General features: G+C 69.4%; 18 protein-coding genes. 11 read left to right on the top strand and 7 right to left on the bottom strand.

The window, feature by feature from the left end; all coding sequences use genetic code 11:
• The first annotated feature begins 111 nt into the window (after positions 1-111).
• The 4 genes from ACFO5K_RS07060 (at position 112) to ACFO5K_RS07045 (ending at position 8,775) form a co-directional block, all read left to right on the top strand.
• The gene (locus tag ACFO5K_RS07060; RefSeq protein ID WP_378557573.1) at positions 112-1,344 is read left to right on the top strand and encodes an XRE family transcriptional regulator; all 1,233 of its coding nucleotides are present in this window, start codon (positions 112-114) and stop codon (positions 1,342-1,344) included.
• Positions 1,345-1,478: 134 nt separating this feature from the next.
• On the top strand, positions 1,479-2,981 hold the full coding sequence (locus ACFO5K_RS07055) for a TIGR02677 family protein (RefSeq protein ID WP_378557738.1): 1,503 nt from the start codon (positions 1,479-1,481) through the stop codon (positions 2,979-2,981).
• Positions 2,978-4,348 carry a DUF2398 family protein gene (locus ACFO5K_RS07050; RefSeq protein ID WP_378557570.1) on the top strand — a complete coding sequence of 457 codons (1,371 nt, stop codon included), beginning with the start codon at positions 2,978-2,980 and terminating at the stop codon, positions 4,346-4,348. Before ACFO5K_RS07055 ends, ACFO5K_RS07050 begins: the two co-directional genes overlap by 4 nt.
• Positions 4,349-4,350: 2 nt before the next feature.
• On the top strand, positions 4,351-8,775 hold the full coding sequence (locus ACFO5K_RS07045) for an SbcC/MukB-like Walker B domain-containing protein (protein ID WP_378557567.1): 4,425 nt from the start codon (positions 4,351-4,353) through the stop codon (positions 8,773-8,775).
• A 7-nt stretch (positions 8,776-8,782) separates the two neighbouring features.
• Here the strand turns inward: ACFO5K_RS07045 and ACFO5K_RS07040 are convergent, their stop codons facing one another.
• The gene (locus tag ACFO5K_RS07040; RefSeq protein ID WP_378557564.1) at positions 8,783-9,757 is read right to left on the bottom strand and encodes a helix-turn-helix transcriptional regulator; all 975 of its coding nucleotides are present in this window, start codon (positions 9,755-9,757) and stop codon (positions 8,783-8,785) included.
• Between the two features lie 99 nt (positions 9,758-9,856).
• On the opposite strand from ACFO5K_RS07040, the gene ACFO5K_RS07035 reads away from it, so the two are divergent.
• A complete protein-coding gene (locus ACFO5K_RS07035) occupies positions 9,857-10,258 on the top strand; it encodes a RidA family protein (RefSeq protein ID WP_378557561.1) in 402 nt (133 codons plus the stop codon).
• A 175-nt stretch (positions 10,259-10,433) separates the two neighbouring features.
• Here the strand turns inward: ACFO5K_RS07035 and ACFO5K_RS07030 are convergent, their stop codons facing one another.
• From ACFO5K_RS07030 to ACFO5K_RS07015, 4 genes are all read right to left on the bottom strand, one after another.
• Positions 10,434-11,018, bottom strand: coding sequence for a hypothetical protein (locus tag ACFO5K_RS07030; RefSeq protein ID WP_378557558.1), 585 nt, complete (start codon positions 11,016-11,018; stop codon positions 10,434-10,436).
• A gap of 74 nt (positions 11,019-11,092) precedes the next feature.
• On the bottom strand, positions 11,093-11,587 hold the full coding sequence (locus ACFO5K_RS07025; RefSeq protein ID WP_378557555.1) for a M15 family metallopeptidase: 495 nt from the start codon (positions 11,585-11,587) through the stop codon (positions 11,093-11,095).
• 34 nt (positions 11,588-11,621) lie between these two features.
• Positions 11,622-12,920: an ABC1 kinase family protein gene (locus ACFO5K_RS07020; RefSeq protein WP_378557735.1), complete on the bottom strand. Its 1,299-nt coding sequence runs from the start codon at positions 12,918-12,920 to the stop codon at positions 11,622-11,624.
• A 169-nt stretch (positions 12,921-13,089) separates the two neighbouring features.
• A complete protein-coding gene (locus ACFO5K_RS07015; protein WP_378557552.1) occupies positions 13,090-14,766 on the bottom strand; it encodes a fumarate hydratase in 1,677 nt (558 codons plus the stop codon).
• A gap of 207 nt (positions 14,767-14,973) precedes the next feature.
• On the opposite strand from ACFO5K_RS07015, the gene ACFO5K_RS07010 reads away from it, so the two are divergent.
• Positions 14,974-15,492 (top strand): MarR family winged helix-turn-helix transcriptional regulator, encoded by a 519-nt coding sequence (locus tag ACFO5K_RS07010; protein WP_378557549.1) that lies wholly within the window; start codon positions 14,974-14,976, stop codon positions 15,490-15,492.
• A gap of 1 nt (position 15,493) precedes the next feature.
• On the opposite strand, the gene mftD is transcribed toward ACFO5K_RS07010, so the two are convergent.
• Positions 15,494-16,729, bottom strand: coding sequence for a pre-mycofactocin synthase MftD (mftD, locus tag ACFO5K_RS07005; RefSeq protein WP_378557546.1), 1,236 nt, complete (start codon positions 16,727-16,729; stop codon positions 15,494-15,496).
• Complete coding sequence (gene mftE, locus ACFO5K_RS07000; protein ID WP_378557732.1) at positions 16,726-17,430, bottom strand: mycofactocin biosynthesis peptidyl-dipeptidase MftE; 705 nt, start codon at positions 17,428-17,430, stop codon at positions 16,726-16,728. The genes mftD and mftE overlap by 4 nt, the downstream gene beginning before the upstream one ends.
• 63 nt (positions 17,431-17,493) lie before the next feature.
• Between mftE and mftR the strand changes: the two genes are divergently transcribed.
• From mftR to ACFO5K_RS06975, 5 genes are all read left to right on the top strand, one after another.
• On the top strand, positions 17,494-18,093 hold the full coding sequence (gene mftR, locus ACFO5K_RS06995) for a mycofactocin system transcriptional regulator (protein WP_378557543.1): 600 nt from the start codon (positions 17,494-17,496) through the stop codon (positions 18,091-18,093).
• 109 nt (positions 18,094-18,202) lie between these two features.
• Positions 18,203-19,108, top strand: a complete 906-nt coding sequence (locus ACFO5K_RS06990; RefSeq protein ID WP_378557540.1) for an STAS domain-containing protein — start codon at positions 18,203-18,205, stop codon at positions 19,106-19,108.
• 10 nt (positions 19,109-19,118) lie between these two features.
• The gene (locus ACFO5K_RS06985; RefSeq protein WP_378557537.1) at positions 19,119-19,499 is read left to right on the top strand and encodes an STAS domain-containing protein; all 381 of its coding nucleotides are present in this window, start codon (positions 19,119-19,121) and stop codon (positions 19,497-19,499) included.
• Positions 19,489-19,902 carry an ATP-binding protein gene (locus ACFO5K_RS06980; RefSeq protein ID WP_378557729.1) on the top strand — a complete coding sequence of 138 codons (414 nt, stop codon included), beginning with the start codon at positions 19,489-19,491 and terminating at the stop codon, positions 19,900-19,902. Before ACFO5K_RS06985 ends, ACFO5K_RS06980 begins: the two co-directional genes overlap by 11 nt.
• Complete coding sequence (locus ACFO5K_RS06975) at positions 19,895-20,518, top strand: stage II sporulation protein M (protein ID WP_378557534.1); 624 nt, start codon at positions 19,895-19,897, stop codon at positions 20,516-20,518. Before ACFO5K_RS06980 ends, ACFO5K_RS06975 begins: the two co-directional genes overlap by 8 nt.

Below are 20,518 nucleotides of genomic sequence, written 5' to 3'. Positions count from 1 at the left end.
ACACCTACGTACAGCATGCGCATTCGCGGCCCGCCGCAGCAGATGTCAAACAGATGACATCTGCATGCCCTATTCGGGACGCCGAACGTTAACTGGTGGAATACTACCGCCGTGACCGCAACTGATGATCGACCCGTATGGGCTGTCCGGATGCGCTCGGAACGCGACGCGAGGGGGTGGTCGCAGGCCGACGCGGTACGCGCGATTCGGGCCAAGACCTCGCACAACCTGCCGACGGACAGTACCCTGCTGCGCAACTGGCGCCGATGGGAATCGGGAGAATCACGACCCGACGACTTCTACGCGCCCATCATCGCCGCAGCCTTCGACAGCGTGCCGACAGCCTTCTTCCCCAAGGCTCGCCCCAACCGGGATGACGAGCTGTTATCGGCCACCGGTATGGACACTCTCGAATTCATCGGCAGGCTACGGATGTCCGATGTCAACAGCGCGACCCTGGACGCGGTGCGGATCACCGCCGAACGGCTGTGCTGTGAATACGCTTACGCCGACCCGCACGAACTGCACGCCGAGGGCACCGCGTGGCTGCGCCGGATCACCTCACTGCTCGACGGACGACTCACCCTGAGCCAGCATCGGGAAATCCTCGTACTGGCGGGCTGGGTGGCGTTGCTGGTCGGTTGCGTCGACTACGATCTGGGCCGTCGTGGCGGCGCCGAGGCCACCCGGCGCGCGGCCGATTCACTGGGCCGTGAGGCGGGCAATCCCGAAATCGTCGGCTGGGCCGCGGAGATGTCGGCGTGGTTCGCCTTGACCCAGGGCAACTTTCGCGGCGCGATCGATGTCTCGGAGAAAGCGATGCCGGGCACCACATCGATGGGAGTCGGGGTGCAGCTGGCCGCCCAGCGCGCCAAGGGCTGGGCCCGCCTCGGCGATCGCCGGGCGGTACAGACCGCGCTCGACGAGGGCCGGTCGATCCTGTCGCGAATGGGTCATCCGGCCGACCTGGACAACCATTTCGTCGTCGACGCCACCAAGTTCGACTTCTACGCGATGGACTGCTGCCGGGTGGCCGGCCAGGACCGGCTCGCCGAACGGTACGCCCAGCAGGTGATCAAGGACGCGACCCGGCCCGACGGGTCGGTACGCAATCCGATGCGGGTGTCGGAGGCCCGGCTCACCCTGGCCGTGGTGGCGGTGCGCGATCGCGATCTCGAGCGCGCCATCGAGGAAGGGGTCTCCGCGTTCACCGCCGGTCGCAGGTCGCTGCCGTCGCTGGCGTGGATCGCGGGCGAGGCGGCCAGGGAGATCATCGAACGGTATCCCGGAGATCCGCGCACCCAGTCGTTCCTCGAGCAGCTGCGCCTACTCAACGTCGGGTGAGCGCGGCGGCGTTGCCACGCCGATCCGGGACGGGTCCGGCGGAGCACCGAAGGGTCACCACTAATCTGGCTACGGTGACCGACCACTCCGCCGACGGCCTGCCCGGTGCCGTGCCCGCGCTGTGGGACGACCGCCTGCGGTTGTTCTCGTTCGCGACCGCCGAGAAACGCGCCGACTACCTGCGGGTACTGCGCGCTTTCGACAGTGCGCGCGCGGCGTACGTGGTGTTGCTGCACGCCGACGACGTCGCCGAGTGGATCGCGCGGGCCGAGGCGGGCGGTCGCGACGACGCGGCACCGGCCGGGTTGCCGCTGTCGGGCGGCGAGATCGGCCCGCTGCTCGAACAGCTGCACCGCTGGGGCGTGCTGGAACGCAGCTACGACGGCACCCGCGCGGCCACGCTGGCCGAGTACCGCAACCGGCACTACGTCTACCAGTTCGCGCAGGCGGGCTTCCAGGCCTATCGGGCCGTGGCCGGGGTGCTCGCCGCGCGGATGGAGGACGCGTCGCTGTCGCGGCTGGTGCTGCCCGAACTGCTGGCCGACCTGCGGACGCTGGCCGTGGCCAACCGCGACGGCGATGCCGAGCGGGTCTACACCACCTTGCGCAGGCTCGATACCGCGCTCACCGACATGGCGGCGCGGGCCGCGCACTTCTACCTGTCGCTGGGCGATCTGGTGCGCACCACCGAGATCACCCCGGAATCGTTTCTCGCGCACAAGGACGCGCTGCTGGCGCACATGCGCGAGTTCAGCATGGACCTGGCCCGCTTCGCGCCTCGCCTGGCCGCGGCGATCGGCGCGGTCGAGGACACCGGTGTGGAGCAGCTGATCAGCCGGGCGGCCGGCTGTGACGAGCGGGTGCTGTTGAGCCCGGCCGAACGGGCGGCGGACTGGCGGGCCCGCTGGGACGGGTTGCGCACCTGGTTCGTACCCACGGGCGCGGAACCCTCCGAGTCGTGCGAGGCCGACCGGTTACGGGAGGCGACGATGAGCGCGATCGCGGCGGTCCTGTCGCTGCTGCGCCGGGTCACCGAGACCCGCAGGGGCGGGGTGAGCCGCGAATCCGCCCTGCGCCACCTGGCCGCGTGGTTCGTCGCGACCCCGACCACCGGCAGCGCGCACGCGCTCTACGACGCGGTGTTCGGGTTGGGCAAACCGCGGCATCTGGCGCTCGAGCATCCCGATGCCGAGCTGGTGCCGTCGAGCCGGTCCTGGTGGGAGGCTCCCCCGCTGGAGATCTCGCGCACCCTGGCCGAGACGGGGCGGGCGCCCAGCGCCGGCGCACCGGCCCGGATCGCGCGCAATGACGCGGGCGTGCGCCGGTTGCGCGCGGCGCAGTTGGCCGCGCAACGCGAACGCGCCGCAGCTGCTGCCTCGCTGGCCGGCGGAAACGTACACGACCGGGTGCTCGATCGGCGCGAGACCGAGGTGCTGCTGCGACTGCTCGACTCGGCGTCCACGGCGTGGGTTCCGGTGAGTGGAAACGTCTCGGGCACCACGGGTTCCGACAGTGGCGTCACCTTGACGGTGCATCCCTGCGACGGGTCGACCGTCATCCGCACCGCGGCCGGGCTGCTGCACCTGAACAACCGCCGCCTCGAAGTCCGCGCCACGGTGCGGCGGGTGGCGCGATGAAGCGCCGGCGCATCGATGCGCTCACCCTCGACAGCTACCAGCGCGCGGCGCGGGTGATGCTGGCCAACCACCTGGTCACCCGGGTGTACCCGGACCGGATCGCGCTGCCGCTGATCCGCCGCTGGGCCACCGAATTACGCGAGGATCTGGCCGAATTGTTCGGTTACCGGCTGGAAGTCACCGAGACAACGGCCCGGCTGTACCCGGTGCACGACCGGCTCGACGAGGCCCGGCCCGCTCGCAGCGTCAACGACCGCGTGTTCGACCGCCGCCGCTACGCCTACCTGTCGCTGGCGCTGGCCGCCCTCGGCCGGGCCGGCGATCAGATCACTCTCTCGGAACTGGCCGAGCACGTGGCCGACTACGCGAGCCGCATCGATGGACTGGAGCTCTCGACCGAACGGGCCGCCGACCGCGACGCCTTCGTCGATGCCCTCGGCTGGCTGGGCGCTCGTGGCGCGTTGACGCTGGCCGACGGGGACGCCGGTGGCTGGGCCAGTGACCCGGAAGCGGGCGAGGCCCTCTACGACATCGACCGTCCGGTGGTGTTCGCCCTGTTCCGCCCGCCACGGGCGTTGCAGCACCTGCACAGCGTGCGCGGCCTGCTGACCGACGACACCGACCGGACACCGGCCGAACAGGCCAGGCGCCTGCGCCGTGCACTGGTGGAACGACCGGTCGTCTATCTCGACGACCTGTCACCGGCCGAACAGGCGTTACTCGGCCAGGACCGTGTGATCGCCGAGGTCGAGTACTGCACCGGCCTGCGCGCCGAACGGCGCGCCGAGGGTGTCGCCCTCATCGACACCTCGGGCCGGATGTCGGACACCCGGTTCCCCGGTACCGGCACCCTCGCCCAGGTGGCGTTGCTGCTGATCGGCGAGATCGCCGACGCGGTGCTCGACATCGACCATCCGCTCCCCCGCCGTCCGGCGGCGGCGCCCGCGGACGTGCTACTGGATCGACTCGACGCGGCCATCCCCGAGGCCGGCGTGTTCGCTCCGCTGGCCGATGCGGCCGAGAGCCCGGGCGAGGCAGCGGATTCGGTCGACGAGGACGACACCACACCGGCTACCGCGCCGTTGCTCGACGACGCCTGGCTGCGCACGACCGTCGCCGCCCTCACCGACCGCTACGGCGCGACCTTCGCCGCGCAGTGGCAGGCCGATGTCGGCGCGCTCACCACCGAGGTACTCGCGCTGCTCACCAAGTTGCGATTGATCCGGCCGGTCGAGGGCGGAGTGCTGGTGTTGCCCGCGCTGGCCAGGTACCGGGGCGCGGTGGTCACCGTGCGCGTGCGCAAGACCGAGGAACTGTTCGTCACCGCGGCCGACACCGGCGGCGGCACCGGAGTGGGAGGGAACTGAGCATGTCGCTCATTCACGGCGGAGTGCGTTTCATCCCGACCCGCGCGGGCATCGTCAATCTCTGGGACTACCGCGACCAGGAGTTCTGTTTCGCCGACGGGCGCCTGGTGCTGCGCGGACCCAACGGTTCGGGCAAGACCAAGGCGCTCGAGGTGCTGTTCCCGTTCGTGTTGGACGGGCGGATCGAGCCACGCAGGCTGAACCCGTTCGCCGGCGAAGAACGCACCATGAAGTCGAATCTGCTCTATCGCAAGCAGGAATCGGCGTACTCGTATGTGTGGATGGAGTTCGCGCGCGGCAGCTGGGACGACCCGGAGGCCGTCACCGTCGGCATCGGTATGCGCGCCACCCGCTCCTCGGACAAGGTGACCCGCTGGTACTTCGTCGCCGATGGCCGTGCCGGTGTCGACTTCTCGCTCATCGGCCCCGATGACCGCCCGCTGACCCGCAAGCAGTTGGCCGAGCAGATCGGCGGCGACGCGATCCTCGACCGGCCGGTCGAATACCGGGCCGCGATCGATGCCCGCATGTTCGGACTCGGCGTGCAACGCTACGACCAGCTGATCAATCTGATCCTCACGCTGCGCAGACCTCAGCTGGCCAAGAACCTCGATCCGCGGGGGCTCTCCCAGGCGCTCACCGACGGCCTGCGACCGCTCGACGAGCAGCTGATCCTGGACGCGGCCCGCTCGTTCAGCGATATGGAGGAAGTGGGGCGCACCCTCGACGGTCTGGTCCAGGCCGACACCGCCACCGGAAAATTCGTCGAGGTGTACCGCAAATACCTTGCGGTACAGGCGAAGACCGATGTCGATCAGGTCCGTGCCCGCCTCGACGCGGTCACCGATGCCGCGACCGCCGTGTTCGCCGCGACCGCCCTGCGCACCCGTCGCGACACCGATCGCGCCGAGGCCGAGACCAGGGCCGAGGACGCCGACCGCGCCTACGAGCAGGCCATCGCCGACCGCGAGAATCTGCAACGCTCGAGCGCCTACGAGGGCAAGCAGCAACTCGACGACCTCGCCGACGCCGTCCGCCGCCTGGAAACCTCCGCCGCCGTGCACCGCGACAAGGCCGCCGAAGCCGCACAGGCCCTGCAGCGGCGCACCGAAGAAGCCGAGCAGGCGGCTGCGGCAGTGCGCACCGCGTCGGCCGCCCTCGTTCGCGGGGAGGAAACCGTGCGCGCCGCCGCCGAAGAGGCAGGCATCGAATGGACACCGCCGAGCGCCGAAGGCCGCGGTGACCAGTTCACCGCGGCGGTGCGTGGGCACGCGGAAGAACGCGACGCCGACGTGCGGGCGGTACGTACAGCGCTGAGCAAGTGGGAAGCCGCCGCCGCCGAACGCACCCGCGCCGAACGCCTCGCCGAACGTGCGGTGGAACTGCGCGAAGCGGCCGCAGCGGAAGTGGCCCACGCAGAAGCCGCAGTCACCCTGGCGCACAACGATTCCGCCGCTGCCCTGCGCACCTGGTGGCATACCCACGCCGAAGTCCTGGCCGACATCGCCGAACCGGTGGCATCGGAGCCGCCCAGCGACTCCCGACCCGACGCGCTCGATCCGGCGGGTGGCACCGGTGTCGATCGCGAGATGGGCTTGCGCGAGGCGCTCGAGGCAGCCCTCGCCGATGCGGGTGTGGCGGATACCCCTTCCGCCGCAGAGGTGCTGACCGAACGGTGCGAGCCACTGCGCGAGCGGATCCGCGCCCGCCGTGCCGAAGCCCGGACACGGGCGGAGGCGGCCGCTGCCCGGCGTGCCGCACTCACCGCCGAGCACAAGCAGATCGCTGCCCAGCACGATGACGCTCCCCCACCGCACCCCACCGGAACTGTTGCCCGCGAAGGTCTTCCGGGTGCACCACTGTGGCGGCTGGTACGGTTCGCCGATACGGTGTCGGCCCGGGACGCGGCCGGGATCGAAGCGGCGCTGCAGGCCGGTGGGCTGCTCGACAGCTGGGTCTGCGGACCGGCACTGCCTGCCGAGATCGAGTCCGACCGCTTCCTGATCCCCCTCCCGGCCGACCAACGCCCCGCCGGTCGCACCCTCGCCGATGCGCTGGTGGTGGAAGAGGATTCGGAAGATCTGCAGGTTCCCACCGACACCGTCACCGCTGTGCTGGCCTCCATCTCGCTGTCCGACCCCACGGACGAGGACGCTGCTGTCGGCGCGAACGCGCGCACTACAGTCTCCGCGACAGGCGATACCGGCGAGAACCATCCGACCGCCGATCCGCCCACCGAGTCGGCCACGGTCGCGATCCCGGGCAGCGCGCTCGGCGAGCTGACCGCTGCCGGACCCGTGATCAGCCCGGCAGGTGCCTACCGGCTGGGTGTCCTGGCCGGTCGCCATCACAAGCCCGACGCCGAGTTCATCGGGACTACGGCGCGAGCTCGTCGGCGCGCATCCCGGTTGGCCGAAATCGAAGCGGCGCTCGAAGCGGCCACCACCGAGTACGAGGCGGCATGCGACCAAGAGCGCGCGGCCACTGCGGAATCGGCCGCGTTGTCGGCTGCGGTGAAGTCGCTGCCGCGTCCCTCGGCGGTGACCACGGCGTTGCGGACAGTTGCCGAGACCGCCGGACTGATGCGTTCACGGGTCGACGCCGCCGCACAGGCCGAGCGCGAACTCGACCAGGCCCTCGCCGAGGTGACCGCCCAGGACAAGAAGGTGCGCGCCGCCGCGCAGGCACATCGCACGCCGCGTGAGGCACGCGAACTCGATGCGCTGGCCGCCGCGATCCGCCATTTCGAGAACACCGGTACGAGTCTGCTGCGGCTGCGCGCCGAGCACGCGCGCGAATGTGAGCGCGAACGCGAGGGCGCCGACCGGCACGACGAGGCCCGGGCGCTGGCCGAGGCCTTCGCCGAAGAGGCCGAACTCGCGCGGGCCGGTTTCGACGAACAGCAGCGCAAGCTCGAGACACTGCGCGAAGCGCTGGGCGCCACCGCCGCCGACATCGACCGCGAACTCGAGGCCGCGCGCGCCGGGATCGAAGCCGCCAAGGCCGAGCAGCGGGCCGCGCGCAAAGCCGCCAACGCCGCCATCGAAGCGGTGGGTGATGCCGAAGCCGCCTACCGCACCGCCAAGGAAGCGCTCGCCACCGCGCTCACCGAGGTGCTCGCCGAGGTGCGGTCCCTGGCACCGTACGCGCGTCCCGACCTGTTGCGCCTGCTCGGCGCGTCGGTCGAACATCGCTGGCCCGGCAGCGAGGCGGCCTGGTCCACTCCGGAACAGTTGCAGTATCGCATCGTGGCCGCCGGTCCGGAGACCGACCCGGTGGTATTGCCGGAGGAAGTGGCCGCCCTGTTCGGCGATCTCGATGCCGCCACCGCCCAGGTGCGCGCCACCGAGGCCGGTCGCAAGTCCACCCGGTCGGCGGTGACCAGCGCATTGCAGGAGTTCGATGCCGCACTCACCGCATCGGGGCGGGACTACCGGTTGCACTGGGATGCCGCCGACGGGCTCACCGTGGTGGCCGTGCACGATGAGAACGGCCGCGCCGCGCTCGCCGATTTCGCCGCCCGCATCGATGCCGCCCGCCGCGATCAGGAACTGCTGCTCACCGACGCCGAACGCCGCATCCTGGAGGACGCCCTGCTCACCGGGCTAGCGCAGCAGATCCACGAACGCACCACCGACGCCCGCGAGCTCATCTCGCGCATGGGTGCGGAGATGAAGCAGCGCCGCATGTCCTCGGGCAACACCATCGGTGTGCACTGGGTGCTCGCCGACGGCCTGTCGGAGGCGGCGCGCGCCATGTGCAAACTCCTCGACCGCGACACCGCCGCGCTCAGCGCGGAGGACCTCGGTGCCGTCCGCGCGCATTTCGCCGCCGAGATCCGGGCCGCCCGCACCGCGCATCCGGAACGCTCCTACCCCGAGATCTTGGCGTCCACCCTGGATTACCGCACCTGGCGGGTGTTCTCGTTCACTCTCGTCTCCGGTGACGGTTCCGAGGACAAACTCACCGTCGCCCGCCACAGTGCCCTCTCCGGTGGCGAGCAGTCGGTGTCGCTGCACCTGCCGCTGTTCGCCGCCGCGCACGTGATGCTCGATTCGGCCGACCCGCAGGCGCCGCGCCTGCTGGCCCTGGACGAGGCCTTCGCCGGTGTCGACGACAACGGCCGCAGCGAATTGCTCGGCCTCAGCGTGCAATTCGATCTGGACTTGTTCATGACCGGCTACGACCTGTGGATCACCTACCCGCACGTTCCCGGTTGCGCGCACTACGACCTGGCCCACTCCACCGCTGAGAACACTGTCAGTGCCACACTTCTGGTCTGGGACAGCGGTGAACTCCTCGCCGAACACGACGGTGGGGATCTGACCACCGCGCTCGGCTCCCCCGACCGCCGCCGGGTACCCAACACCATCGAGGGCGGACTGACGTTGGAAGGAATGCCCGGCGAACCGGCACCGGTGAGCTGAAATATTGTCACGGTGCCGATCGGTAGTGGGCCAGCAGCGCTTCGGCCCGATCGCGCAAACCGGTGCGCAACCATTGCGGGGCAAGGACTTCGGAATCGGCGCCGAGTTGCCACATGGCCCATTCCGCGTGCCGGCGATCCTGGAAGGTGAGCGCCAACCGCAACCAGCCGTCTGCCTCGGTTGCTTCGGTCCGCACCTGCACCGCGGTCCCGAGCAGTTCCGCCCGCCGTGCCGGATGCACCCGTACCGCCACGAGCACCAGCTCGCCGCCCTCGCGGAACCGCCTGCTGCGTTCCTGCCAGACGCGGTCCAGGTCGACGTGCTCCGGCCGCTGGGCCGGTTCGGGCAGTTCCCGGGCCGCCGAGATCCGCGACAGCCGGTAGGTGCGGTCCGTGCCGGCTCGCATCGCCAGCAGGTAGCCCTGTCCGCGCACGGTGACCAAACCGATCGGGTCCACGACGCGCCGCTGTGGGTCCTGATCCGCGGCCGCGTAGTCGATGCGCAACTTGTGCCCGGCCAGCACCGCGCGGCGCACCTCGGCCACGATCGCGGCGGGTATCTCCTCGGCGACGTGCCTGCGCGCGAGCAGGTCGGTGTCCGGGTCGAGGAGCAGCCGCTCGGCCGCGCCGGTCGCGGTGTCGCGATAGTGCTCCGGCAGCGCGTCGACCACCTTGAGCATGGCCGAGGCCAGCGCCGAGCCGAGGCCGAAAGCTTGTGCACCGCGCCGTGATTCGGCGACCAACAGGGCGAGCGCTTCATCGTGGTTCAGACCGGTGAGCTCGGTGCGGAAGCCCGGCAGCAGCGCGAAACCACCGTGCCTGCCGCGTTCGGCGTAGACCGGAACCCCCGCCGCGGACAGTGCTTCGATATCGCGCAGCACGGTGCGGGTGGACACTTCCAGCTCGCGCGCGAGGGTGTCGGCCGTGAGCCGGTCGTGGCGGCGCAACAGCAGCACCAGCGAAACCAACCGATCGGCGCGCACGGGCGAAACTCTACCCGGAATACCCGACAGAGGATGTCGTGTATCGCTGGCAGGCTCACCAGCGTCAACCCGTCCAGCACGTGAAAGGTGCTTCCGCGCATGACGCACACCCTTGTCAATCCCGACGGCCTGCACGACCCGGTCCCGTTCGGCTACAGCCACACCGCCACCGTTCCCGCAGGCACGGACCTGGTGCTGGTCTCGGGCCAGTACGGCTCCGACCCCGATGGCGCGGTCGTGTCCCCCGACTTCGCCGACCAGGTGAAACGAACCTTCCACAACATCGGCATCGCCCTCGCCGCCCACGGGCTCGACCTCGGCCACGTCGCCCAGCTCAGGACCTATGTGGTGAACCACGACGTCACCAAACTGGGCCCGATCGCCGCCGCCGTCCAGGAGCACTGGGGCACCAACCCACCCACTCAAACCCTCATCGGCGTCGCCGCCCTGGCCACCCCCGATGTCCTCTTCGAAGTAGAAGCCGTGGCCACCCGCGCCTGACCGGCCACCGATGACGACTGCCCCGTGTGCTCCCGGCCTGCTGGCCTACGGGGCAGCGCGGGGCGTCCGATCGACCCATCGGTGCAGATCCTCGGTGCCGGCCACCCGCACCCAACGGACCGCCGACTCGGCTACCTCATCGAATTGACGCGCGAGGGACCGACGACAGCGAGAACTATCCCCTGAGGTAATACCAAGAGTTATCGAGACGGACATACTTGTTGTCGATGTCACTGACGAGGTCTTTACCGTTCGGTAGATAAATGAACCCGCTACGAACTCCGGGGTAGTGCCTCGACAAATAGAATTCGCATTCTTTGCCAGGTTCGCTTTCGATATGGTGGAACTTGTACAGGCCAATAGTTTCGCCGTTGTATCCCCTCACCGATCGGCCACTTTCCAGCGCGTCGCACGCCGCAGCTGCCTGATTCATGTCGCTTCGAGTCATCAACCAACCGATCCGGCCCGGGACGGAGTGTTCGGCCAGCGCAACCGTGATGGCAAGAAGCGCAGGGACCAGAAGTCCCAGGCGCCACCAACCCACGTACCTCAGGCCCGCAACAATAACCGATACCAACCACACTGCCACCGGTATAGCGAGCAAAAGGCCGGCGGTCAGCCAGAATTCGTCGTCATCGAACACCGTGATGTCCGCCCAGATTTTCCGAGCGCAACACAGTGCCGTCGCAACAGAAGCGAGCACCATCGTCACGTTCCATGCCACCGGCACCGGTGACCTGTGGCGCGTGAACCAGTCCATTGTCGACATCACCCAGTGCACGTGCCGACTCGGCGGGTGGGTGTGGCGACGGCGGCTACGTAGTAGGTGGTGTCCTAGCGCAGGCTCGCGTCGGGCACCATGGGCGGGCACGGTGTGCCGGGGACGGTCGTCAGCTCGAAGTGCCACCATTCGTTGCTGAAGGTGCGGCACAGGCCCCAGCGGTTGCCGTGGGTCTCGAGCCACTGGGCGCCGACCTGTGGGCCGACGTCGACCGCTCGGCCGGAGACGTGGGTCGACTCCGCGGGTGGGAGCACCCAGCGGCGGGCTTCGCCGGGGCTGCCGTGGGTGGCCAGACCGTCCTGCCAGAGCAGTTCCTGTTGTTCGGGGGTGCGGTAGCCCGAGGTGATCGACAGTGGGACGCCCTCGGCGTGGGCTCGGCGTTCGGCGAGGGTGTAGGCCAGGGCCAGTGGCGGGTCCAGGCCCTCGGTGCCGGTGGCCGACTGGACCTGCACGCGCTGGTCCGGCGCGGCGGCGGCGAGCCCGGCCCCCGTGGTGGTGATCGCCGCGACGACGAGCGGAACCAGGAGCCGGCCGAGCGCAGAATTCATGCCCGGATCCTATCGACCCGGTCAACGGCGGCGCTCACCTGGACCGGCGCCACTCGTCGATGGCGATGCCGATCTCGGTGCGGGGCGGCTCATGATAGAGCCACTCCCGGGCGAGCAGGTGCCAGTTCGCCCGCGCGCGCAGTTGGCCGAGGGTGGCGAAGGTGAACAGGTCGGCGCGGCGGGAGAACACGTGTTCGGGCGGTAGCAGCTGCTTGTGCATGCCGCGGAACTCCGCCGCGCGCGGGTCGACGGCGAGGAGTACGGCGCCGGTGGCCAATTCGGGGGTGATGGTGACTTCTTCGTCGAGCAGGTGCCAGCCGGCCGCGGCCCAGACGTAGGCCAGGCTCTCCTGTGGGGTGACCCCGGCGTCCGGGTCGATGATGCCGCGTCCCACCCAGGCGGCGAACAGGTCTTCGCCGCGCCCCTCGGCCGCCGCGCGCAGGACCGAGCGCTCGAATTCGACGTGCACCGGGTCCATCCGCTTGTAGAGACCGAAATCGACGAACGCGAGCTTGCCGTCGGCGGCCAGCAGCACATTGCCCGGGTGCGGGTCGCCGCAGAACTCGTTGTCGGCGAAGAGACTGGCGATGTAGAAGCGGTAGATCAGTTCGCCGAACCGGTCCCGGTCGGCGGCGGGCAGGGTCCGCAGGTGCGAGAAGGGTTGCGCATCAACGAATTCGGTGACCAGCACGTTGTGCGTGCACAACTCCTCGATCGCGTCGGGCACGGTGATGAACGGATGGCCCCGGTAGCGTTGGGCCACGCGGTGCTGGGTCCGGGCCTCGCGCACGTAGTCCAGTTCGCTGCGCAGATTGTTGGCGACCTCGTCGAGCACGCCGTGATCGGCCATGCTCGGCAGTACGGATCTGCCCATCTTGCTGAGGAATTCGAGATTGCCGATGTCGGCGTGGACGGCTTGCTCCACTCCGGGATACTTGACTTTCACCGCCACCACGCGGCCGTCGTGCAGCCGGGCCCGGTGCACCTGCCCGATCGAGGCGGCCGCGATCGGAGTGTCGCCGAACTCGGCGAAGGTGCGGCTCAGCGGCCCCAGATCGTCTTCGACGACGCGGCGCATGGTCGCGAAGTCCACCGCGGGTGCTTTGTCCTGCAGGGCGGAGAGCTGCTTGCGGAACTGCTCGCGGTGCGCTTCGGGTACGAAATCGAGGTCGAGTACCGAGGCCATCTGCCCCAGCTTCATCGCCGAGCCCTTCATGCTCCCGAGTACGGCCACGATCTGCTGCGCGGTGGTCATCGCCGAGCGTTCGGCCAGCACCTGCCTGGCCTCTTCGGTGCGCCCGATCATCGACAACCGCCGACCGACCCCGCGCATGGCCTGTTCGGCCGCGAACTGGCCCAGCTTGGCGCTGCGCGCTACCCGACCTGCAGGAATACCACCGGCAGCCACTGGCCGCACCCCCGTCCGAACCCGGTACCGCGTATGTCGCGCGTCACATTACACCGGGCGGACGGGCTGTGCTGGACAGACGGCCAGGTCGCGGTTACACGCGCTCCTTGGAGCGCGTGCGCACCCGCAGGGCGATGGGCTTCTGGGTCTCGGCGAAGAAGTCGTTGCCCTTGTCGTCGACCACGATGAAGGCGGGGAAGTCTTCGACGTCGATCTTCCAGACCGCTTCCATGCCGAGCTCGGGGTATTCGAGAACTTCGACGTTCTTGATGCAGTCCAGCGCCAGCCGCGCGGCGGGACCGCCGATGGAGCCCAGGTAGAAACCACCGTGCTCGTCACAGGCCTTGGTGACCTGGGCGGAACGGTTGCCTTTGGCCAGCATCACCATGGAGCCGCCCGCGGCCTGGAACTGGTCGACGTAGGAATCCATCCGGCCCGCGGTGGTGGGACCGAAGGAGCCCGACGCGTAGCCCTCGGGCGTCTTGGCCGGACCGGCGTAGTAGACGGCCATGTCGCGCAGGTACTGCGGCATGGGCTCGCCGGCATCGAGGCGTTCCTTGATCTTGGCGTGCGCGATGTCGCGCGCCACGACCAGCGGGCCGGTGAGCGAGAGCCGGGTCTTCACCGGGTATTTCGACAGTTCGGCGCGGATCTCGTCCATCGGGCGGTTCAGGTCGATGTGCACGACGTCGCCGCCGAGAATGTCTTCGGTCTGCTCGGGCAGGTACTGGGCGGGCTCGGTTTCGAGCTGCTCGAGGAAGATGCCGTCCTTGGTGATCTTGGCCAGGGCCTGGCGGTCGGCCGAGCAGGAGACGGCGATGGCGACGGGGCAGGAGGCGCCGTGGCGGGGCAGGCGCACCACGCGCACGTCGTGGCAGAAGTACTTGCCACCGAACTGCGCGCCGATGCCGAACTCGCGGGTGAGCTGGAAGACCTCTTCCTCGAGCTCGACATCCCGGAACGCGTGACCGGTGATCGAACCCTCGGTGGGCAGGTCGTCGAGGTAGTGCGCGGAGGCGTATTTCGCTGTCTTCAAAGCGAATTCGGCGCTGGTGCCGCCGATCACCACGGCCAGGTGGTAGGGCGGGCAGGCCGCGGTGCCCAGCGAGCGGATCTTCTCGTCGAGGAACTCGAGCATGCGCTCGGGGTTCAGGATCGCCTTGGTCTCCTGGTACAGGAACGACTTGTTCGCCGAACCGCCGCCCTTGGCCATGAACAGGAATTTGTAAACCGGGTTGTCGGCGTCGCCCTCGGTGGAGTACAGCTCGATCTGGGCGGGCAGGTTGGAGCCGGTGTTCTTCTCGTCCCACATGGTGAGGGGGGCGAGCTGGGAGTAGCGCAGGTTCAGCGTGGAGTAGGCGTCGAACACACCGCGGCTGATCCACTCGGCGTCGTCGGCCCCGGTGAGCACGCCCTCGCTCTTCTTGCCCATCACGATCGCGGTGCCGGTGTCCTGGCACATCGGCAGCACGCCACCGGCGGAGATGTTGAGGTTCTTGAGCAGGTCCAGCGCCACGAAGCGGTCGTTACCGGAGGACTCCGGGTCGTCGATGATCTTGCGCAGCTGACGCAGGTGCGCCGGGCGCAGGTAGTGGCTGATGTCGTGAATCGCCGTCTCGGTGAGCAGGCGCAGGGCTTCGGGCTCGACCTGCAGGAAGGTGCGGCCGTTGTGCTCGAAGGTGCTGACCCCCTCGGTGGTGAGCAGGCGATACGGCGTGTCGTCCGTGCCGATCGGCAGCAGATCGGAATAGCGGAACTCCGGCGCGGTCACGGATCGCACTCCTTCAGGCAGGTGGGCAGAGCATCGCCGAGCCTAGCCACCACGCGTGCCGACTCCACCGGTTAGGCAACCCTTACATATACCTTTACCAAAGTCGAGGTTGCACGTTCAACCCAAACGGTGCTACCCATTCTCCGGGCGGTGGTGGGCGTGCACCGTTCAATCCGAAGCTTGCACCGGAGAATCTGGAGCTCGATCGTGACCGATCCACAGTGGCTCGATGATGTCGAATTGCGCGCCTGGCTGGGCTATGTGCGAACCCGCGACCTGATCGCCGCGGCGATCGGGCGGGACGCGGGCCGGGCGGCGAACCTGAGCTATGTCGAATACTCGGTGCTGGCCTACCTGGCCGACGCGCCCGGTCAGCGCCTCACCTTCGCCGATCTGGCCGGAGCGCTGGAGTGGTCGCAGAGCCGGCTGTCCCACCAGATCACCCGGATGCAGAAGCGCGGGCTCGTGACCAGGGAGACGATGCCGCACGATCAGCGCCGCACCGTCGCCCGGCTCACCACCGCGGGCGGTCAGCTCCTCACCACGGCCGCACCCGCGCACGTGCGCAGCGTGCGCCGCCACCTGATCGACGTGCTCGACCGCAGCCAGCTCACCGCGCTGGCCGACATCTACGAAACCCTCGTCGACCACCACCGCAGCGCCGCGCGCGAGTACAGCCCCCGCGCACCACGACCGACTGAGGAGGCCGCGGCCGAACCGGCGTGAGCTAGCCGGCCAGGGCGCCGTCGGCGACCGGCACGCGTGTGGTCCGGCCGGAATCCTCGCCGGTCGCCTCGAGGCCGAGGGCGCGTTCGAAGCCGGGCGGGATCACGATGTCGTCGCGGGTGAGCTCGGTGACCGAGGTCTTGCGCAGGCCCAGCAGGGCCGAGTCGATGCCGCCGCGCAGGATGTCGAGCACGTTCTCGACGCCGGCCTGCCCGTTGGCGGCCAGGCCCCACAGGTAGGCACGGCCGATGAGCACCGCCCGCGCGCCGAGTGCGACGGCCTTCACGACATCGCTGCCGCGCCGGATGCCACCGTCGAGCAGGACCTCGATCTCGTCACCGACCGCGTCGGCCAGTACCGGCAGGGCCCGGATCGCGGCGGGGGTGCCGTCGAGGTTGTTGCCGCCGTGATTGGACACCGAGATACCGGCGACACCGGCGTCGACCGCGCGCCGGGCGTCATCGACGCGCATAACGCCCTTGAGCAGCACCGGACCGTCCCACTGGGCGCAGATCCAGGCGACATCGTCCCAGTCCGGGGCCGGGGTCTGCATCCATTCGCCGTAGGCGCCGAAGAACCCGGGCGCCGCACCGTCACCGACGGTCATGTTGGGCGCGGTGAGGTCGGGGATGCTGCCCGAGCGCAGGTAGGTGGCCAGCCAGCGGGGCCGGGCCAGGGTCTGCGGTGCGAACTTCGCCATGGTGCGCAGGTTCAGCGACTCCGGGATCACCGGGCTGCCCCAGTCGCGTCCGTGCGAGAACGACCAGTCGAGGGTCAGGATCAGCCCGACCGCGCCCGCCTGCTTCGCCCTGGCCATCCGCTCGAGGATCTGATCCTTGGACCCGCACCAGTAGAGCTGGAACAGGGTGGACGGATTGGCGGCGATCACGTCTTCGACCGGCTTGCTCGCGAAAGAGCTGAGCCCCATGGCGATTCCACGGGCGGCCGCGGCGCGGGCGACGGCCACCTCGCCGTCGGGGTGCACCGCCTGCACGCCGGTGGGCGAGATCAGCACCGGCATCGAGACCTGCTGGCCCAGCACGGTGGTGGACTGGTCGCGCTCGCCGATCGGGCCCGCGCAGTGCGGGGCGAAGCCGAGTTCGGTGAACGCGGTCTGGTTGTCCTCGATGGTCTGGCCGCGTTCGGAGCCCGCGATCAGCGCGCCGTACACCGATTTCGGCAGGCGCTTGCGGGCGCGGCGCTGTGCCTCGGCCACGGTTTCGAACCAGGGATTCATCGCTGGGGTCCTTCCTCGTCGTCCCCGGGCCACCATCGGCCCAGGTCGTGCAGTAGTGCCGAGGTCGCCGCGGCGAGCAGCCCGGCACCCTCGTCCGCGGTCGCCCCGGTGGGGTCGCCGAGAATTCCGTTGGGGCTCACCGCGCGCACACCGCCGGCGCGCAGCAGCGGCAGCAGTTCACCGAGGGGGCGGCGGTCCCCCGGTTCGGCCAGTTCGGCGCGTACCCGGCGCGGGTCGAGCGCGAGCTGGATCGAGGTCTCGGTGCGGCCCGCGTGCGCGTCACCGCCGTAACCGGGTGCGAACAGGCGCACGTCGCGCGATTCGGAGCGCAACAGCGCCAGCGCGCGGCGCAGCGCTTCGACATTGCCGCCGTGGCCGTTGACCAGCACGATGCGGTCGAAGGTGTCGGTCGCCGACCGGCACAACTCCACCACCAGCAGTTCGAGGGCGGCCTGGCCGATCGACAGCGTGCCGGGGAAGCCCGCGTGCTCACCGCTGGCGCCGTAGGCGATCGCGGGTGCGACCAGGACGTCGGCGCGTTCGGCGGCCACGCGGGCGCACAGGGCCGCGGCGATGTCGAGATCGGTGGAGATCGGCAGGTGCGGGCCGTGCTGCTCGGTCGCGCCGAGCGGGATGAGAAGGGTCACTCCCGAGTCGGCCCATGCGCCCGCCTCGGGGCCTGTGAGGTGGGCCACGAACATGGCCGGAACATTAACGTCAGTCACTGACATAATCAAGGGCTGGGGAAGTCTTACTCTGTATCCATGTCTGTCCCGTCTCCGCGTGCCCATCGCGGCCGTCCGCCGCGCACCACGCGCCGCGAACTCGAGGTCATCGCGATGAAGCTGTTCGCCGAGCACGGGTTCGACACCGTCACCGTGGAGCGCATCGCGGCCGCGGCCGGGGTCAGCGAACGCACCTTCTTCCGCTACTTCCCCAGCAAGGCCGGCGTGCTCTGGCACCAGTTCGACAACGAGGTCACCGACCTGCGCGCCGCTTTCGCCGAAGTCCCCGACGACGAGCCGATGATGTGCGCGGTCCGCCGGATCGTGGTGACGGCCAACCGCTATCGCGCCGAGGACATCCCCGAACTGCGCACCAGGATGCGGTTGGTCTCCGGGGTGCCCGCCCTGTCGGCGGGGGCGGGCGCGCACTACGACGCCTGGGAGCGCGCGGTCGGCGAGTTCGCCGCGAAACGACTCGGCACCACGGCCGAGGACCTGGTGCCGCTGGCGGTCGGGCGCACCACCCTCGCGGCGGCCCGCGCCGCCTTCGACGCCTGGCTCGAACGCGGTGACACCGATCTCACCGAATACCTGGATCGGGCCCTGGGGGCGCTCGCACGCGGCTTCGCCCCGGAGTAGCCGGTAAGCGCAGGTTTGGGCAGCACCGCAGTCGGGGTATGAGTAGGCTTCGGGTCAAAGCGCGCGCAGTGTGCACCGACAGAAGTCATCGAAAGGGGCAGGAGTTTTCATGTCCGAGGTGTCCATGAGTCTTTCGGCGGATTCGCTGCCGGCCCGCCCGGTAGACAATCTGCTACCGCAATTGGTCGAACACCTCCGACAGAATCGCACCGCCCTGCGCGAAGAGTGGGCCCGGCGGATCACCGAGGCCCAGCTGCTCACCGCGATGACGCCGGAGGAGATCTTCTCCGAGGCCACCTCGATCTTCGACAACTACGTCGAGGTACTCGAGACCGGCAGCGTCGAAGCACTGCAGGCCTACGCCCGCGATCTGTCCGAGCGCATCATCCCCCGAGGCGTCGAGACCGACGAGGTCCTCGGCATCGTCGCGCTGCTGCGTGATGTCCTGGCCCGTTCGCTGTTCTCGAAGTACCAGTCGAATTTCGAGATGCTCAACCAGGTGCTCGACGCCTACGAGCCCGCGGCCAACCGCATCGCCAACACCGTGAGTGTGTCGTTCGTGCAGGAGCGCGAGCGCGTCATCAGCCGGCAGCAGGAAGCCATCCGCGAGCTGTCCACCCCGGTACTGCAGGTGCGTGAGCAGCTGCTCATCCTGCCGATCATCGGCGTGCTCGATTCCCAGCGCGCCCGCCAGCTCACCGAGCAGCTGCTGCGCGCCATCCGGGCCAACCGCGCCAAGGTGGTCGTCATCGACATCACCGGCGTGCCCGCGATCGACTCCGTGGTGGCCAACCACCTGGTGCAGACCGTCGACGCCTCGGGCCTGATGGGCGCCAGCGTCATCATCACCGGCCTGTCCTCGGAGATCGCGCTGACCCTGGTGACCATCGGCCTGGACCTGTCGAAGATGAACGCCGTCGGCGACCTCCAAGGCGGTATCGAGGAGGCCGAACGACTGCTGGGGTACGAGGTGTCGCGAGGCGGCGAGCGCCTGGTCGAGCGGGACGGGCGCTGATCCGTCCGCCATGCCCGTACCTATCCTCAAGCAGGGCACGTTCCTGATCGCATCGGTGCAGTCGGCCCTCACCGACGCCGATACCGAACGCCTGCAAGAAGACCTCATGAAGCAGGTGAGCCGCTATCGCGCCACCGGCATCATCGTCGACGTCACCGCCATCGACATCATGGACTCCTTCGCGGCGCGCTCGCTGCGCACCATCGCGCACATGACCCAGTTACGCGGGGCCGAGACCGTGATCGTGGGGTTGCAGCCCGAGGTGGCCTTCGCCATGGTGCAACTCGGCCTGACCTTCGAAGACATGCACACCGCGCTGGATCTGGAGGAAGGCCTTGCCTGGCTGAATCGGCATCCGCGCAGACGAGACGGTCGTGACAGTGGCCGCTGAGCAGGTCGCGATTTCGGTCAAGGTGTCCGAGGACATCGTCACCGCACGCCAGGCCGGACACGAGCTGGCGGCACACCTGGGCTTCACACTCACCGACCGCACCATGATCTCCACCGCCATCTCCGAAATCGCGCGCAACATCACCAGCTACGCGGGCAGCGGCGAAGTCCGCCTGCTCGTCGACCTGCGCGAGGGCCGTCAGGCGCTCGTCGTGCAGGCCGAGGACCAGGGCCCGGGAATCCGCGACATCCCGCGCGCGCTGGAGGACGGGTATTCCACCGGCCGTGGCCTGGGCCTCGGCCTGCCGGGCGCGCGCAGGCTGATGGACCACCTCTCCGTCGATTCCGCCCCGGGACGTGGGACGTTGATCGAGATGTGGAAGTGGGTACCCAACGGTGCATGAAGACGGGATCATCGGCCGCACGGAATGGTCGACGGCCGGTCGGGCACTGCCCGGTCAGGACGTCTCCGGTGACCGCGCCGTCGTCCTGGACACCGGCGACGGCGGAGTGCTGTTCGGGGTGCTCGACGGGCTGGGCCACGGTGCGGCCGCGGCCGACGCCGCCGATCGGGCGGCGGTCATCCTGGCCGACAACCGGGGTGAACCACTGGACGTCCTGATGGTGCTGTGCCATCGCGCGATGGTCGAGACCCGCGGCGCCGCGGTGTCTTTGGCACTGATCGGCCCCGAGGAGACGCTGCAGTGGCTCGGGGTGGGAAATGTCGAGTCGCGGCTGCTCACCCTGGGCCCGGCCGGACCGGAGCTGCGCGCGACCATGCTGCTCACCGGCGGCATCGTCGGCTACCGGCTGCCCGCGCACCTGCAACCGCAGACCCTGCCGATCCGGCCCGGTGACCTGCTGCTGATGGCCAGCGACGGGATCGTCGCGGTGGGCCCGGAGTCACTGGACCTGGCCCGCCCCGCCGCCACCATCGCCGGCGACCTGCTCGCGCGCGACGCCAAGGACACCGACGACGCCGTGGTGCTCGCGGCCCGATACCGCGGAGCCGTCCCATGA

Origin of the sequence: Nocardia halotolerans (assembly GCF_042650145.1) — a bacterium.
In the GTDB taxonomy this organism is placed as follows: Bacteria; Actinomycetota; Actinomycetes; order Mycobacteriales; family Mycobacteriaceae; genus Nocardia; species Nocardia halotolerans.
The sequence above is the reverse complement of the archived record's forward strand: the minus strand, read 5'-3'. Positions and strand labels throughout refer to the sequence as shown.